The sequence below is a fragment of the Geminocystis sp. CENA526 genome (assembly GCF_050753365.1).
Taxonomy (GTDB): domain Bacteria; phylum Cyanobacteriota; class Cyanobacteriia; order Cyanobacteriales; family Cyanobacteriaceae; genus Geminocystis.
In genome coordinates this window covers 1-16651 of record NZ_JBLZFY010000089.1, presented here as the reverse complement: position 1 = coordinate 16651, position 16651 = coordinate 1, and the positions used below count along the sequence as shown (strand labels likewise).

13 protein-coding genes and 1 tRNA gene are annotated in these 16651 nt (G+C 30.7%); 3 read left to right on the top strand and 11 right to left on the bottom strand.

All coding sequences use genetic code 11. The features are described from left to right. Window positions 1–284: 284 nt before the first annotated feature. From ACN4EE_RS17985 to rpsF, 3 genes are all read right to left on the bottom strand, one after another. A tRNA-Pro gene (locus ACN4EE_RS17985) sits at window positions 285–358 on the bottom strand. Between the two features lie 47 nt (window positions 359–405). After that, a complete protein-coding gene (locus tag ACN4EE_RS17980) occupies window positions 406–762 on the bottom strand; it encodes a DUF1818 family protein (protein WP_431707855.1) in 357 nt (118 codons plus the stop codon). Window positions 763–782: 20 nt separating this feature from the next. Beyond that, window positions 783–1232 carry a 30S ribosomal protein S6 gene (gene rpsF / locus ACN4EE_RS17975; RefSeq protein ID WP_431707854.1) on the bottom strand — a complete coding sequence of 150 codons (450 nt, stop codon included), beginning with the start codon at window positions 1230–1232 and terminating at the stop codon, window positions 783–785. Window positions 1233–1417: 185 nt separating this feature from the next. On the opposite strand from rpsF, the gene ACN4EE_RS17970 reads away from it, so the two are divergent. Further along, window positions 1418–2197, top strand: a complete 780-nt coding sequence (locus ACN4EE_RS17970; RefSeq protein ID WP_431707853.1) for a fumarylacetoacetate hydrolase family protein — start codon at window positions 1418–1420, stop codon at window positions 2195–2197. A 55-nt stretch (window positions 2198–2252) separates the two neighbouring features. On the opposite strand, the gene ACN4EE_RS17965 is transcribed toward ACN4EE_RS17970, so the two are convergent. From ACN4EE_RS17965 to ACN4EE_RS17940, 6 genes are all read right to left on the bottom strand, one after another. Continuing rightward, a complete protein-coding gene (locus tag ACN4EE_RS17965; RefSeq protein WP_431707856.1) occupies window positions 2253–3794 on the bottom strand; it encodes a peptide ligase PGM1-related protein in 1542 nt (513 codons plus the stop codon). 56 nt (window positions 3795–3850) lie between these two features. Further along, window positions 3851–4894 (bottom strand): hypothetical protein, encoded by a 1044-nt coding sequence (locus tag ACN4EE_RS17960; protein ID WP_431707852.1) that lies wholly within the window; start codon window positions 4892–4894, stop codon window positions 3851–3853. Between the two features lie 31 nt (window positions 4895–4925). Continuing rightward, window positions 4926–5129: a PIN domain-containing protein gene (locus tag ACN4EE_RS17955; RefSeq protein WP_431707851.1), complete on the bottom strand. Its 204-nt coding sequence runs from the start codon at window positions 5127–5129 to the stop codon at window positions 4926–4928. A 68-nt stretch (window positions 5130–5197) separates the two neighbouring features. After that, window positions 5198–5392: a hypothetical protein gene (locus tag ACN4EE_RS17950; RefSeq protein ID WP_431707850.1), complete on the bottom strand. Its 195-nt coding sequence runs from the start codon at window positions 5390–5392 to the stop codon at window positions 5198–5200. A 116-nt stretch (window positions 5393–5508) separates the two neighbouring features. Then, window positions 5509–7221 carry a DEAD/DEAH box helicase gene (locus tag ACN4EE_RS17945; RefSeq protein WP_431707849.1) on the bottom strand — a complete coding sequence of 571 codons (1713 nt, stop codon included), beginning with the start codon at window positions 7219–7221 and terminating at the stop codon, window positions 5509–5511. A 373-nt stretch (window positions 7222–7594) separates the two neighbouring features. Next, on the bottom strand, window positions 7595–9370 hold the full coding sequence (locus tag ACN4EE_RS17940) for a protein kinase domain-containing protein (protein ID WP_431707848.1): 1776 nt from the start codon (window positions 9368–9370) through the stop codon (window positions 7595–7597). Window positions 9371–9765: 395 nt separating this feature from the next. Here ACN4EE_RS17940 and ACN4EE_RS17935 point away from each other — a divergent pair, with 395 nt between their 5' ends. Both ACN4EE_RS17935 and ACN4EE_RS17930 read left to right on the top strand, forming a co-directional pair. Beyond that, complete coding sequence (locus ACN4EE_RS17935; RefSeq protein WP_431707846.1) at window positions 9766–12078, top strand: ATPase, T2SS/T4P/T4SS family; 2313 nt, start codon at window positions 9766–9768, stop codon at window positions 12076–12078. 93 nt (window positions 12079–12171) lie between these two features. Continuing rightward, a complete protein-coding gene (locus ACN4EE_RS17930) occupies window positions 12172–14133 on the top strand; it encodes a tetratricopeptide repeat protein (protein WP_431707845.1) in 1962 nt (653 codons plus the stop codon). Between the two features lie 54 nt (window positions 14134–14187). Here ACN4EE_RS17930 and ACN4EE_RS17925 read toward each other — a convergent pair whose 3' ends face one another. Both ACN4EE_RS17925 and ACN4EE_RS17920 read right to left on the bottom strand, forming a co-directional pair. Continuing rightward, window positions 14188–15750, bottom strand: a complete 1563-nt coding sequence (locus ACN4EE_RS17925; protein ID WP_431707844.1) for an adenylate/guanylate cyclase domain-containing protein — start codon at window positions 15748–15750, stop codon at window positions 14188–14190. 13 nt (window positions 15751–15763) lie between these two features. Further along, window positions 15764–16093 carry a hypothetical protein gene (locus ACN4EE_RS17920; RefSeq protein WP_431707842.1) on the bottom strand — a complete coding sequence of 110 codons (330 nt, stop codon included), beginning with the start codon at window positions 16091–16093 and terminating at the stop codon, window positions 15764–15766. Between the last annotated feature and the right edge of the window lie 558 nt (window positions 16094–16651).

Here is a 16651-nt window from a genome sequence, read left to right as displayed (position 1 = left end):
GATGCCTCTATTTTGATTGGTAGCAATACCTGTCAGGGTAAGCAACCTCTATGAACCAAGAATCCCACGTACTTCAGTCGTGGGAGTGTCAATCAATAGCCAACTGGTAAAAATTCTTGAATTAGCACACAAAAAAGGTGAGATTACAGCATCAATGGTAAGAGATTATATCAGAGCTTAAAATCGTTCCCATAATTAGGATTTTCGTATCAAATTTGCATCAATTATTCTAATTATTAAAAGAGAAAGAACTGAAGCACAATAAAAATAAGCGATACAATGTATCGGAGCGGCGGGATTTGAACCCACGACCCCCACTACCCCAAAGTGGTGCGCTACCAAGCTGCGCTACGCCCCGTTAATTCACAGTTATCAATTATAACTTAAATATTGATCATTGTCAAGCTAGAAAATGTCTAAGGATTGAGAGGCTTGAATTAACTCTTGAATTACGCTTTCATCCCAAGTACCTTCACACCCTCTCCCCTGTAATAAAATAATTCTCAGGGAATATCGATCGAAATATCCTTGCGCCTCCAACCAGATTAAATCGCTTTCTACCTCACAGACGATGGTTTCTTCTTCCATGAGGTGTTCATTTATATCGGTTATTGCCTGATGAATTTGCAAGAGAAGACGGCAAAAATCTTGCATTTCTTTGGTAGTAAGTTCGATCGCCCAGTGATCAGAGCCAATTAAACCCTGATACATTGGTGCAGATTCTTTCCAACCAATACGCCATCCCTTACCTTTTTTAATCAAACAATTATTCCTCAATAATATTAAACGGCAACGGCTTCTTCGGCAGTTTCTTCTTCTGTAGAAGTTTCTTGCTCGGAATCAACAGTTTCTTCAGTAGGAGTAACAATTTGAGGTTGTTCAATGGGAGCAATAACAGGAGTTGACTGTAATTCAGGAACATCTTTTTCTTCAAACTCAAAACCTTTATCAAGTTTGATGGTAAGATAGCGGATTACTTCTTCACTTAAACGCATATCTCTTTCAATGAGAGCTACTTGAGAACCATCCCCAGTATAATGAGTCAAAACATAAATCCCGTCTTGGAATTTTTGAATTTGATAGGCTAAACGGCGTTTTCCCCAAAGTTCCATAGATACTTTTTCCGCTCCATGTTGTTTAAGGAAGTCACGATATTTGTGTAACTGTTTGTTTACTTGGTCATGAGTTAAATCAGGACGCAAAATAAACATCATTTCGTAAGTGTTGCTCATCTGTATTTTTCTCCTTTTGGACTAAAAAGGCTTCTCCACTAACCTGAGAAGCAAGGTTTTTCTATTTTGGCACGATCGAAAAGTAAAAGTCGTTGATACTTTTTAACAATAGTGCTTATATATTTATAGCAGAAAAAGAAATTATTGCAAAATTATTTAAAATTCTTAAATGGAAATTGGTTATTATGGCACAACGTTATGTGAGGGTAAAAACTACCACTGGACAGATATATTATGGTAGATTACAACTCAATCGCACTGTCGAAATTTTAGATGCCCCTCCTTGGTTGAATGGAAAGGTGACAGAGCAAATATTAGAACAATCGGAGTATCAATTATTAGCACCATGCGCCCCCTCGAAAATTGTGGCAGTGGGAAAAAATTATGTCGCCCATGCTGTGGAAATGGGCGGAGAAGTGCCAAAAGAACCGTTAATTTTTCTCAAACCTCCTTCGGCGATTATTGCCCATGAACAAAAAATTATTTATCCTAAACAGTCTCAACGGGTGGACTTTGAAGGAGAATTAGCTTTAGTTATTGGAGAACGCACTAAAAACTGTACTATTGAAGATGCTAAAAATAAAATTTGGGGTTATACGATCGCCAATGATGTAACAGCGAGAGATTTGCAGAAAAAAGACGGACAGTGGACTAGGGCGAAGGGATTTGATACTTTTTGCCCTTTAGGTCCTTGGATTGTGCGAGAATTAACATCAGGAGCTAGATTACAGACATTCGTTAATGACGATGAAGAAAATCCGTTGCAATCAGCCTTGCTTTCCAGTATGGTATTTTCTCCCGAAGAATTGGTGAGTTATATCTCTCGGATAATGACTTTATCCGCCGGGGATGTTATTTTAACAGGTACTCCCGAAGGTATTGCCCCATTGAAGGTGGGAGATACTGTCACCATAGAAATTGAAAGTATAGGGAAATTAACCAATCAAATTGATGCCACTCCCTAGTTAGTCATTGGTGTCGGTTTTTTACAGTGTAAGTGAGGTTTGCTGAATAAATCAATCAGCAACCCCTGAGTATAAAATCATTCGTCTCGTTATCCAAAACTGTCTCAACATTATTGTAAATATCTTGAGCTTCCTTCCAAGAATTACCGATGCTGGTTAATCCCACTTTCCCAAATTCGGATAAAGCTCCCATTAAATGAAATACCGTTCCCGTTTTGGTGCTACTATCAAAATGGAGACGATGTTTGGCGATAATATCCATTAAATCGTAGGGTAATAAGCCATGATATTGGGGTTTTTGCAAATTATCAGAAGCTATATAATATTTTACCTTTTCTTCGGGGCTATAAAATAAACCATCTTGACAATTATACTGTCCATTAGTTAAAAATTTGAGCGTCATAAAAGGGTGGGTTGTGCCTCCTTTTCTTAAGTTTATTTCAATGGCATATAATAACCATTTATTATTTTCTTTAACTGCTAAAAAATCAGCAGAATATCTTTCCATCGCTCCTTTTTCTGCTAATGCTAAACCTATTTTTAAGCCTAATTCTTGCAGTTGTAAACGATAATCTTCTTGAGCAGGAAAGCTACATCCTAGATAAATTTGCCCATCTTCTCCTCCTAAAATTTGATCATGGGTAGAGATTATTTCGACTTCGCCGTTAGGTGTTATATAACCTTGCATACTAGGAGAAAATTTGATTTCTCCTTCGATAAACTCCTCTACAATAACACCTAATTCGGGAATACGAGAACAAAAGTTAAGCCATGTTTCTCCTAAACCTTGTACTTTAGCTTCGTGAATAATTTGATTAACTAAATTTAGTTTTTTTTCTATACTTAAATCTGATATGAATAATCCCGAAATTCCACTGACATCTAAAACGGCATTTCCTTCTCCTGAAAAACCTTCATTCAGTTTTATTACTACTTTTTTTAAATAGGGTTTTTTGGTTAATAATAAGCTAATTTCTCTACTTAAATTCTCTATACTATAGACTAATGGACTACCTTCGGGATGAAGAATATTGCACTGTGCAAAAATTTCTCTACTGCCTCCTTTTGATCCCCAATACAATAATTCGGGGCTGGAAGCTAAGAGGGGAATATCTAATTTTACTGATAATTCTTGTTCTAAAACCGTAGAATTAAAACATACCATATAACTTTTATTTGGTCTTAAAAAGTCTTTAATTTTCTTGATTAAACGTGGTCTTTCTAATATTTTTTGTGTTAATGCTTTTTGGGAAGAATCATAGGTGGTTAATAATAATAGTCGCTCTCTAGCATGGGAAAAAGGAATGCCGGGTAAGAGTTGTAAATAGTAGTCAATAATAATAGGTGAAAGAGGTTGAGCCGTTACATAAATTAGACGAGTATGGGGATTTCTTAAACGAATTAATGAAAATAATAGTCTTTCTTCGTAATGTAAAAAACCAATAACTTTTTTGCCTACTTCTTGATCAATACTAAAGGAAGGAATTACTAAAATATCTTGATCATCTTCTTCCAGAATATCGCCTTTTTGCCAATTATTTCTTAACTGATTTTGTAACGATCGAAAATGCTCTTTATCTTCAAAACTAATAGCCATATTTTTATCTCCATACTTTCTTCTAATATAAAATTCGATCGAATCCCACATCTAAATTATTTACAATTTGTATCATTTACAATTTGAACATTATCATCATCAGAGAGAAAAAAAGAAGTAACAGAAAGATTTGACTTTTCACATCTTAAAGGCTCAATAATTTTTGTATAAGGATTCCAAATAGCAATAATATTTCTTTTATTTTTTTTCCTGATTAATTGACATTCTATATGTACAGTTTCGAGCCAAATAATTAAACTACTATGTAAAGAAGCCGTGATATTTAAACTATATTTTTGTTCAATATCTGTCAACTTACGTTTTAATTCCATTTTAGTCGCATTGATTCTATCTAATTCTTTTTTTTCGGCATCCCCTTCTAAATTTTTCTTCTTAATTTTTGTTATAATTTCTGAGATAATAGTTTGATAATAGTCTTCAATTCTTTCAGAATCTCGCTTTAATTTTCGACTTAAACTATTACGCCATGGTTTAATTTGTTCTTCTATATATTCTGAGGCAACTTGTTGACTAATATTCAATAAATTTTCATAATTAAGACTTAGCTTTTCTTCATCTGAGGGCATGGCAATTCTATCAGATTTCCACGATAAAGCATCTCCAATATTAATTCCAGAAACTCCAGTAATTCCATTCACAAAAAAAGAGACTATTCCTTTTCGTGTTTCATCACTTTCAGCCGTATAAGCTACATTAAACAAAATATAGGGAGTAACTTCTGGATAAGCCTTAACAAACTTAATTAAACCGTTTTGAGGAAAAAAAGTTTCTGCTATCATTTTTTCAAAACCAGACTGTTTCAGATGTCCATGATATTTAATTCCTAAACCTGCCACATAACCTGTATCTTGTAATAGACTTTCTAAGTTATCAAAAATTTCTGAATTATAACTAACAAAATAACTATTTTTCACATCCGCTAGGGTAGTAAAAGAAACCTCCTCCGCTACTCCTAAAACCGTTGCTATTTTTTTTGGTAAAAGGACTTCTAATATTTGTTTATCACTATATTCAGCAATACCATCATTTAAAGTAACAACTTGATTAATTGTATCTAATAAAATATTTGTTTCTACCATATAAACTACCTTTTTTATATAAGATTTTTAATTAACTTTCCCAATCTTCATATTTTAAATTTTCAACTCTACTAAATTCACAAACATTATGAGTAACTAAAATTAAATTATTAGCTATAGCAATAGAAGCTATATCACAGAGAAAAACATTATCAGGAGAAAGACAGTTTAAAGGAGTAATAATATTATTATTACTAGAATTTAAGTATTTAATACAAGTATTAGTATCTAACAAAAAATTCAGGATAAAGGCTCTCTTTCTTGATATTCAGGTTGAGAATCTCTGACTAAAGGTTCACCTTCCTAACAGCCAGAAGTTCGAGCAAAAAAATCAGTTGACCATTGCGTTTTATTATTAGTAATAATGGGTTGATTTTTTGTAACATTTTCTAAAATAACTGTTATTTCTTCTTCTAAAGTGCGTTGATTTTGTATAGCTAAACTCTGTAACTTAGCTATTAAACTAGGTTTAATTTTATCTAAAATAATCGCTTTCATTTTTAGCTCCTATAAATTATTTACACACATAGTTATAATTAATTTCATTTTTGTTTTTAATTATAACTTATCTCTCCAAAAAAGTATAGTTAAAGTATCTAATATTTGTGATAAAATTAAGTTTCAAAATCTTCCCCAAATAATTGCTCATCATATTCTCTAATTTCAGCATATTCTTGTTTAGCGGCTAATAATTTACTACCTAAATCTTCAAAAACATTTTCTAATTCTGATTCATTTTGATGAGATAACCATAAATCCATTACCGTATCAGTAAAATCAAAATCATCTCCCATATTCCCTAAAATAGCATCAATTTCTCCTACTACTAATTCAAACATATTAATTTTATCATGGAGAATTTTTAAAATATATTCTTCAATACTGCCAAGGATACAAAAATTAAAAATAAAGACATCTTGAGTTTGCCCAATACGATGTAATCGCCCGATTCTTTGCTCAATTTTCATGGGATTCCAAGGCAAATCATAATTAATTATCACATTAGCAAACTGCAAATTCCTCCCCTCTCCTCCTGTTTCCGAAGCCAACATTACTGGCACTTCTTCTCTAAAAGCATCAATGGCAGCATCTTTTGCTTTTAATGTCATATTACCCTGAAAAGAAGTATGGGCAATTCCTGCTTTTTCTAAACTATTAGAAAGATAAGTTTGAGTGGCACGGTGATTAATAAATACTAAAGTTTTTTGGGTTGCTTTTTTTAATATATCAATTAATTGTTTTGCCTTCTGACATTGTTTAATTTGTGATGCTCTTTTCAGAATAAATTTTAACTCATCATGGTCAAATCTTTCATCTAATTTTTTTAAAGAATCTATCAAGGCTTTTGGGCTACTTCCTGCACGCATTAATAAGTTATGGAGAGTTAATTTATCCATACCTTTTTCTTTGACTAATTGATGTTGACGGATATAATTACTAATGGCTAAATATAAGTCTTTTTCTTCTGCTGTTGGTTGTACAGTAATGGTATTAGCAAATCTACTGGGTAATTTTACATCGACTACCGCACGAGTGTTTCTAATCATTACTTCTCGCATTAATGTTCTTAATTGTTCGGGATTTTTTGGAACTCTTCCATCTCTCGAAACATATTGCTTTTTAAATTCTGTTTCTGTTTTTAATAATCCGGGTTTTAATAAGGTTAAAAGATTGAAAAGTTCTCCTAAATGATTTTGTACTGGAGTAGCAGTTAACATCAAAATAAAACGTTTTTTTAGACTGTTTACTAATTGCCAATTTAAACTTTTTTTATTCTTTAAATGATGGGCTTCGTCAACTATTACTAAATCCCATTCTCTGGATGTTACATATTCAAAATGACTTTTATGTTTTGCAGTGTTAATGGAAGCAATGATACGATCGTTTAAAATCCAAAATTCTTCTGGAGTAGTATTTCTTTCATCGGTGGTAATGGTCGAAATGTTGAATTTTTCTTGTAATTCTGATTGCCATTGAGAAACCAAAGTGGCAGGAGTTAAAACTAATAAGGATTTAATCATACCTCTGGTGAAATATTCAGAGCAAATTAAACCTGCTTCAATGGTTTTTCCTAAACCCACCTCGTCGGCTAACATTGCCCTACCGCCAAATTGTTTAATTACTTTCTTGGCTGTTTCAATTTGATACCAATGTTTATCAATATGAGTTAAAGTGGGTAAACAAACTAATTGATCATAATCCGCAGAAATATTAAGTTGATAAAGAGCTAATCTTGCTTCATAATTTTCTATAGGACTAATGGTAAATGAACGAAATGCAGATGATGCTGGAGAATCTTTAAATTGAAATGAATATAATTGAGTCATAGAGTTCGATCGAAACGTCAACAATAATTTCGATATTTATACAATAATAACATTTAATGGAAAAGCCATAAATACTTAGAGTCTGCTGAAAAAGTCTTTTGATTAAGGTAGGGAAAAGTTTTGAGGATTTTAATTCTTAGAATAAGAGTCTATAATTTGTATAATAATACTATGTTTTTTGACGAAAAATTCCTAAAACTGATCACTTTTTTATTAATTTAATGTCCTTAAAGCCTTGTTTTTTTCTAGTCTTCAGATTTATTAAGCAAACTATACTTAAATATAATAATCTAAAAAATTGAACTTATTTAAAATAATTAAATGTGGTAAATAATTAGATTAAATCAATGCCAGAGAGGCAAATATTTCAAGTTTAAGGTTGAATTAATAGGTTCTCTCTTGCCGCTTTTAAATATTGTTTAATTAACTGTAATTCTCTCCATAAAGGATAAAATAACATTCCTAAAAGAGTCAAAGTACTCAACAATAAAGCTATAAATATATAGATATTAGAAAAACCTAATAAAAATTGTATTCCTACTAAAATCCCCGTTATTATAGAGAGGATAATACAAGTGCTAGAAAATAATTTATTAAATCCAATAGCTTTAAATTCTTGTACAACTAAATCACAAAAAATAGCTAACATTCCCGCCGTAATTAAAACCACAAACTGTGCGATCGCAATCTTAAGCAAATCTGGAGAACCAAATCTCCTTAAACCTAATAAAGTAAGAGCTAAACCCATGCCCCATAAAAATAAACTACCAACAATTCCGCCTGAAACACGAGCATTTGACCAACTATCATTATTCATGTAAGGATTACTTAAAGCCAAAGAAGCAATAATTCCTGCACAACACCAAGCAGCAATACTGCCGACTAATCCTCCTATATTACCTGCTAAACTGCCACTAATTCCCCCAAATAAAGCAATAATTGCCGATGCAACGAAGACGATCGAAATATGTAAATAAGGAGGTTTTTTTACGTTTAAAGATAGAGGAGGAGTAATAATTTTTACAGGTATTTTTATTTTGGAAGAACGACTATTATTTTTAAGCATTAAATATCTTTCATAGACTTGATCAGCCATTAATTTATCAGTAAAAATAGTCAAGGTGCAAAATACTTGATTATTGACAAATTGATTAGGTAAAATTTTAATCCAACCGTGAATTTGCCCTCTGTAATAACCATCACCAGAGTTTTGAGCCAAAGCCCAACTCCCTCTTAATAAAGTATTTTCTACGGGGTTATTAACTTCAATAATTGCCGTTTGTTTTTCCCCTAATTGATTAACTTTAAATTCTAAACTTTTCACACTAAGTTTTACTTCAGGATAACGAACAACATAAATAGGCAATAATGCTTCTAAGGCTTCATTAGCATTGCGAAAACGCTTTCTTTGATCTGGTTCTATCATCTTTTCTAACCATCTTACAAAATCTGGTCTTAATCCTCTGGTTAGATGTCTAAAATTGATTTTATACTTATTTTTTTTGTCTAATAAATTATATAAATCTTCTGATTTTGTTTTGGTAATTAAACAAATTAAACTAGCACCTAATCCGTACATATCAGAGGCTTTTGTAGGGCGAATAAATTGCTCTGGAGCGATAAAACCTTCTGTGCCAGTAAAGACATGATCCATTGATAAATCGGCTATACTTTGGGTACTTACTTCTGAAAAGCCAAAATCTGTTAAATAAACATTTAATTTTTTATCGATAAAAATATTTTCTGGTTTAATATTTTGATGAATCATAGGAGGACTTGATTCTTGAAATTCTTTTAAAATCGAGAGTACTTTTATCGCAATAGTTTTTACTTCTTCCAGTCTAATTTTTGTTAATTTAGATAAGGGTACAACATCTTTTTTATAGTCTCTTAAAATAAATAAACTATCGGAAGTAGAAAAAACTCCTAAATAACGAATAATGGCGGGATGATTTTTTGCTTGAAAATAGAGAATTTTTTTCTTATAGTTTTCTACACCGCTTAAAATATAATTTTCTTTGGGACTGATTATTTCTTTAATAACTAATTCATCTCCACTATCTTTATATTTGGCATACCAAGTAATTTTTGTTCCACATTTACTACGGGATATTTCTTTAGTTTCCAGAGAATCAAACAAGTTATTCATTATCTTAAGAAATACATTTCCAGTTTAATTTGTTAAACTATATCATAACAAGGTTTTATGAAACAAAAACTAAAATTTTAACATTGTTATTCATTTTAATTAGGTCATTATTCCGTAAAAATACTGATTCTTAAGTATTTCTATTATCAGTATAAATTTGGATAATTTAAAATCTTGAAAAATATCAAAATTATTGAAATTAATGATAATTTATTTAGGCTTAATTGTAATTAATTTTTTGAATCTATTTAAAAAACTTAATTATTATCGTATTACATTAATCGGATATTTATTATGTGTGTTTCTTTTATGGAAAAGTTAAGTATAAATGCGTAAATCTTAGATATAAAAAAAATTGAAATGGGTATTATAGAAAAAAGTATAGATTATCTGCCATGAATCAAAAACGATCGAAACTCAATCAATTAACAGCATTATATAACATTCCTTCTATAGATTTAGAGACTGAAGGAATATCCCAAGAAGAAATACAAACTTTAGTTGATACCTTCATTTCTGTACAAATGTGCAACCTTCATAAGATATTACCATTAAAATTACTACCTCAGAATCCACCTTGTTTAATAATTGGTATGGTTAATCCTCATAATTTACAAGCAGAAAATGATATTTTAAGGATAGCTCGATCGAAAAGAATACAGTGGCAAAAAGTAATAATTTTAGAAGAAGATTTTAATAAATTTTGTCCTAAAAAACAATCCTCAAAAATAAATGATTCTACCGCTACAAATGCTCATCCTCAACCAAGAATAGCATTGACACCTGATGATAATTTTAATCCATTTGAAGCCTCATTAATTCAATCTGGTTATATTAGCAAAGAACAATTAAAAACAGCATTAATTGAAGTAAGAAAAACAAAAAAATCTTTACTGAAAGTCTTAGAAGAAATAACTCAAAGAAGTTTATCCCCAGAGTGGGTAAAAAGATATAAACAACATCGTCTTTCTGAGTTAAAAATTGCCTATGGTGTTGATACTTTTGATCTTGATACAGAAGAATTTAATATATCAAAAATCACAGAATTAATTGACTCTCTTTTGCCGATACAACTGTGTCGCCGTCATCAATTAATCCCTTTACAACTTCTTGATAGTGAACCAACTTTATTAGTTATTGTAATGGTAAATCCCGATGATTTACAGGCTTTAGATGATGCAAATAAAATATTACGATCGAAAAGTTTAAAATTGCAAACAATGGGGATTACTGAAGAAGATTTTGATAAATTACTTACCAAGTATTATGAGGAAGAAAAACGACAACAACAAATTAAACAAGCGAAAAGGCAAGAAAAAGAATTATATAAATTAGATGATATTAGTAACTTTATCGATTATGTTAATGAAGAAGAATATAGCCAAGAAGATTTAGCCTATATCAACACAGATAATCAACCCCCTATTATTAAATTAGTTAATAATATTTTTGTTAAAGCTATCACAGAAAAAGTAGAAGAAATATATATTCAGAGTCAACAAAATTCTTTATCGATTCAGTTTAGAAAAAATGGACAAAAAAAAGAGTATTTTAAATTACCTAAAGATATTATTGTAGCTGTAGTTAATCGTATTAAACTAATAGCTAATTTGAATCCGACAATTAAATTAAGCAATCAAAAAATAAAAATTATTCAAATTTATAAACAAAAAAAATATGAGTTTATTCTTAATATTATTAAAGGTGATTATGGAGAAAATGTTTATCTTCAGAACTTAAAAAATCCTGATATATCATTTAATTTAGAAGATTTAATTATTAATAAATCCGTAGTAAATAATCTCAGAAATTTAATTAAGTTGCCCCATGGATTAATCATCATCACTGGCGGTAATAAGGTCAGAAAAACGGTAGTTAGTTATGGTTTATTAAACGAATTAGCAAAGGATTCTTATAATATTTATTCGATCGAAGATATAACTTCTTATAACTTATCAGGAATAACTCAAATTTCTATTTTAGAGCAAAAAAATCAAAGTCATTACTCAATTTTTAAGGAAATATTAGCACAAAATCCCGATATAATTTATGTCAATAAATTAACGGATGGAAATACAGCTAAACAAGTTTTTTCGGCGGTATCTCAAGGAAAATTAGTTCTAGCTGAAATGGATTTTTACCAAGTAGAACATATCTTATTTAAGTTTCTGGAATGGGGTATTAAACCTTCAGAAATAGCTCTAAATTTAAAAGCAATTATTAATCAAAGATTAATCAGACAAGTTTGTTCTCAGTGTCGCACTTCTTATACTCCTTCTGAGCAAACTTTATCATTATTTAAAGAATTTAATTGGACAAATAACCCACCAATTTTTTATAATGCAAAGCTAGAAAATTATAATTGCACTCAATGTCGTGGTTCTGGTTATCAAGACATGATTATTATTAATGAAATTCTGAAAATTAGTTCCGATATGCAACGATTAATGTTGAGAGATGAAACTATACTAGATATTCGCCAAAAAGCAATCGAAAAAGGCATGAATAGTTTATTATTTAATGCTTTAAATTTAGTTGATTTGGGATTAACGACTTTGGAAGAAGTGCAAAAAGTTTTAGGAGATTCGATCGAACTTAATGAGTATAACCTAAAAGAAAAAATAGATAATAATGATAATTTAGTTAATAATATCGAAGAATTAAGAGAAGATGAAAATTTAGATGACTTGACAGATTTATGGACTTAATTATCTGATTTGTAAAGAAAATATAATGTTTTGAATAAGATTACATTTTTCTGATTTATACTAAAAAAAGTAAAAATATAACAATAATAAAAAATGGCAAAGAAAGTTAAAAAAACCAAAAGTTGGGGATTTAGTTCCAGTGAAGCATCATTTGATCGATATATCACCCAATTTATGAATTACATGGAAAAGGAAGAATTTTCCAATGCCGAAGGGGTTTTAGAGAAAATGGAACGCAATTTTCCTTTCCGAAAAGAAGTCCTTATGTGTGGTTTAAAATTAGCCAATGAATTAGATGATATGGCTGGATTCTATGAAAAAGCTGAAGAATTTATAGCAAAATATCCAGATGATCCTCAAGGTTACATGGCTTTAGTAGATTTGTACCATGAGGAAGACTATCATCTCCTTTATTGTGATATGATGGAAAAGTTTTGTGATCGTTTTGGAGGTGATTCGTCAGTATTAGAAATAGAAAAATCTATATCCAACATCAAATTTTTATTTTCTGAAGTATTAGAAGACATGGAATTAGAAGGTGACAACGCTATAAATATAGCTTTGTTAATGGAAAAAAGTCAATTTCTGTTAGATATAGGAAAAGCACAAGAGTCTTGTAAAATACTGGAAAATTTAATTATAGAACAACCTAATTTTTTACCTGCTTTTAATCAATTAAGTCAAACTTTTTTTATTCTCAATAATGTTAATAAAGCCATAGAAATTGCTCAAAAAGGTTTAGAAAAAGATGCCAATAATTATATTGCTTTAGGTAATTTAGTTCATTTTCATACAATTTTAGGAGAAACAAATTTAGCGGAAAAATACTTAACCCAATTGAAGAAACTAGATAATGATCACTATAATATTTATTTAGAAAAAGCCGAAGCGATGGCATGGTATGGGGATGATGAAGCTTTAGTAGAATTAGGTAAAGAAGCGGAATTGTTGGAAACCTCAGAAGATTTAACCCCAGAATTATCAGAAATATCAGAGGATTTAACCGCAGAATTTTGGCATTATATAGCAGTGGGTTATGCTAATTTAGGAGATGAAAAAAAAGCCCGTCAGTTATGGAAAAAATCTTTAAAATTAGATTCTGATTTTGAATGTGCTGAAGATAATTTAAAGAATTTAACATTACCTGCTGGAGAGAAAATTAATAGTTGGGCTTTTGAATTTCATGATTGGATTCCCCTAAGTCTAATGGAAAATGTCTATAATATCAAAAATCAAGTCAATACATCAGATGAGATTATTAAATTATTTGAGAAATATCCTTATCTAATATCTTTGATTCCCATTCTTGTAAAACGAGGAAATTCTACACTGAAAAAATTTGCTTTGCTTCTTTGTTTAATAAGTGAAAAAGCAGAATTAATGCCTATACTCCAAGAATTTGCTTTTAGCCAAAACGGCACTGATGAAGAACGTATGGATGTGATGGAATCTCTAGTCGATCGAAAATTTATACCTTCGGGAAAAGTAACAATATGGTTTAAAGGGAAACAAAAAGAAGTATTATTTCTAGCTGTAGAAATTCATGATCGCCGATCGATCGAACATTCTCCAAAAGTCTCAAAATTATTACAAAAAGCCATTGACGTAATTAGAGAAGAAGAAAATGGCAAAAAAGCAGAATTATTGTTACTTGATGCCTTAAAATTAGAGCCTTCCGCACCAGATTTACAATTTTACTTAGCTGGAGCTTGCATACTACAAGATAGAAAAGAAGAAGCGATCGAACTACTCCAAAAAATTCATCAAGAATATCCCAGCTATCCCTATACAAGACTAAGTCTTGCTCAATCTCATATAGATAACAATGAATTAGAAGAAGCGGAGGAATTGTTAAAACCATTATTAGAAAAAAAAGAGTTTCACTACCAAGAATTTGCTACATTTTGTGAATTATATATACACTTAGCTATTAAGAAAAAAGATTTTAAAGAAGCTAATTGTTGGCTAGAAATGTGGGGAAGAATGGGGTATGAAGATTCAAGAAGATTCAACTATTGGCGTGATGAATTAAAATCGGTCAAGATTAAATTATAACTGAAATCTCCCGTGAGGTAATAGTAATAACGTAGTTTGCTGATTTTGATCTGATTAACAAACTTCATCAATTATTTTTTGCAAAGTAGGAGTTTTGACAGTAAAGGAAACATAAAATATCTTGTTATTGGGCAAAATTTGGGTAACTTTTCCATAAATATCTTCATTAATTTTGATACTGGCATTTTCCTTTAATAAGTTAATTTTAATATTGGTGGAAATAGTAAGAAAATTATTTTGAGTGGTGGAAATAACTTCAATTTTTGCTCCCTGTTTCGACAATTCAATGATTTTTCCTTTAAAGATATTCTCCTCTAATTGTTTCTCTTTAACTATAAAATATTCTATCTCGATCGAACTTTCTAAAGGTACAAATAAATCCTGTTCGATGGGTAAATATAAATTATATTGTCCCGTAATGCCTTCGATGTTATAAATGGTGATTGGTTCTTTAATTCCCTTTGGTTGAACTTGTTTTTCTTCCCTTACTAACACATTTTCATTTACCTCTTGAAAAGTAGATTCAGAAATCAAAATTTCATTACCAAGGGTATAAGATTCAATGCGAAAAGTAAGATTTACTTCCCTGCCTACAATACCGTATTTAGTCCGTTTTTGTGAACCAATATTACCTAAAACCACCAACCCCGTATTAATACCAATACCCATTCCTAACTCTGGAAAACCTAATTTTTTCAACTTATTATTAATGGGAGTCATGGCTAACTGCATTTCTAAAGCACAGGCGATCGCACGAATACTATCATCTTCTCTTTCTGTAGGCGCACCAAATAAAACTAAAAGACCATCTCCCATAATTTCATTAATTGTACCATGATACTTACTAATAATATCCGCCATATTTTCTAAATAAATATTGAGAATACTAATAACTTCTTCCGCCGATAAAATCTCAGAAATAGCCGTAAAACCCCTTAAATCTGAAGTTAAAATCGTAATTTTTCTTCTCTCTCCTCCTAAACTTAAAGATTGAGGACTTTCTAATAAATTAGTAACAATTTCATCACTTAAATATCTCCCAAAAATTTGACGAATTAAGCTATTTCTCATTTCTAAATCTTCATTAGCTTCCGCTAAATCTGCGGTACGTTCTCTTACTTGACTTTCCAATACTCTTGTGGTTTGACGCACCCTATTGAACACTAATCCCACCGCCGAAATACCTAAAATAGAAAATGAGCCTAACATAATGGAAGCAGTTTGTAAGGATTGTTTCGTTTTTTCGGCAATTTTATCTAACGGATTGCTAATAATTAAAACTCCTCGCACATCACCAATATTCCAATCTTTTTTTGGACTCTGGGGATGCTGATTATGGCAAACAACACAACTAGAACTCATATCTACTGATTGAGCATATTTCCAAAAAGGGCGATTATTTTTATCCTCAATACGAAAGAATTTTTTTTCTCCCTTATTCTCTCTTAAATAAACTAAGGCTTCTTCTCCAAATTTATTAACGGTACGATTTTCTCGCCAAGGATAAGGATAATCACTATATAATTCAATTACAGAATCTTGTCCACTGTTGGTAATTTCTTTTCCTAATTCAATCACAAAAGTTGCTGGAGGAGGAATGCTACCATCTTGTGACATCTCCCACACTGACCTAACGGTACAGATGTGGGCTTCTTAACTTCGCAATTAAGAGTTTCTGCTTCACAGGACCTAAAAAATAATCATGACGAATATTAACCCCTTCAATATTGGCTAAACGGGAAGCTGCCGCATTACTATAAAGTTGCCATGCTTGGATAATCGCATTAGCTTGATATTCTGAGTTTTGTAAAGATTGAGACTGTATCAAAGTTCTCGATAAACTTGACATATTCGATAAAGCGATACCAATACCAATGACAAAAAGAGCAATTAAGCACACTACCACATGATTTAAAAATAAATCAAGAACCCATAATCTAAACTGAGAAATTTTTTTCATCACCATCATTGAGAATCAGAAAAAGATACCTAGAATTGTAACTTATAAAAAATTAAAAATTAAAAATTAAATAAGTTATTTACTTCGATCGAATAATGAATTATCAAAAAAGTTAATAGTGATTGTTTTAACTTAAATCGCCTGATATTTTGCACAAAAATTGAGTTCAATTTATTGAACGGCATCTATTAGACGTGTAATTCATTACACGTTGGGATATAGTCATCAAATTTATAATCTAATGTTACAAATTTACTAAAGAAAAACCCCAACAAATAATTATCTGCTAGGGGGTTATCACTTACTCATAGTTAACTATGACGTTTACTTCTTGCTTCTACCAGTCAAGTCGGCTTGATACTGTCCACAAGCGTTGATTCGGATGTAACCCATCCTAATTTTATTATTCTAATTAATGCTTAATCTCGAATAATAACTAATTTTTTATTTAACTTAATCTTTAAATTAAATAGTTTTTAAAGTCTTGGTTATCGACTTTTTTAAAATATAGCATATTTTTTTGTAAATGTCAATCTTTGAAAATAAGTAGATATGAGG

Coding starts and splice junctions, on each gene's coding strand:
- ACN4EE_RS17930 (WP_431707845.1), top strand. CDS start 12,172: ATGGCAAAGAAAGTTAAAAAAACCAAAAGTTGGGGATTTAGTTCCAGT.
- rpsF (WP_431707854.1), bottom strand. CDS start 1,232: ATGAGCAACACTTACGAAATGATGTTTATTTTGCGTCCTGATTTAACT.
- ACN4EE_RS17965 (WP_431707856.1), bottom strand. CDS start 3,794: ATGGCTATTAGTTTTGAAGATAAAGAGCATTTTCGATCGTTACAAAAT.
- ACN4EE_RS17950 (WP_431707850.1), bottom strand. CDS start 5,392: ATGAAAGCGATTATTTTAGATAAAATTAAACCTAGTTTAATAGCTAAG.
- ACN4EE_RS17935 (WP_431707846.1), top strand. CDS start 9,766: ATGAATCAAAAACGATCGAAACTCAATCAATTAACAGCATTATATAAC.
- ACN4EE_RS17940 (WP_431707848.1), bottom strand. CDS start 9,370: ATGAATAACTTGTTTGATTCTCTGGAAACTAAAGAAATATCCCGTAGT.
- ACN4EE_RS17925 (WP_431707844.1), bottom strand. CDS start 15,750: ATGTCACAAGATGGTAGCATTCCTCCTCCAGCAACTTTTGTGATTGAA.
- ACN4EE_RS17960 (WP_431707852.1), bottom strand. CDS start 4,894: ATGGTAGAAACAAATATTTTATTAGATACAATTAATCAAGTTGTTACT.
- ACN4EE_RS17970 (WP_431707853.1), top strand. CDS start 1,418: ATGGCACAACGTTATGTGAGGGTAAAAACTACCACTGGACAGATATAT.
- ACN4EE_RS17945 (WP_431707849.1), bottom strand. CDS start 7,221: ATGACTCAATTATATTCATTTCAATTTAAAGATTCTCCAGCATCATCT.
- ACN4EE_RS17920 (WP_431707842.1), bottom strand. CDS start 16,093: ATGAAAAAAATTTCTCAGTTTAGATTATGGGTTCTTGATTTATTTTTA.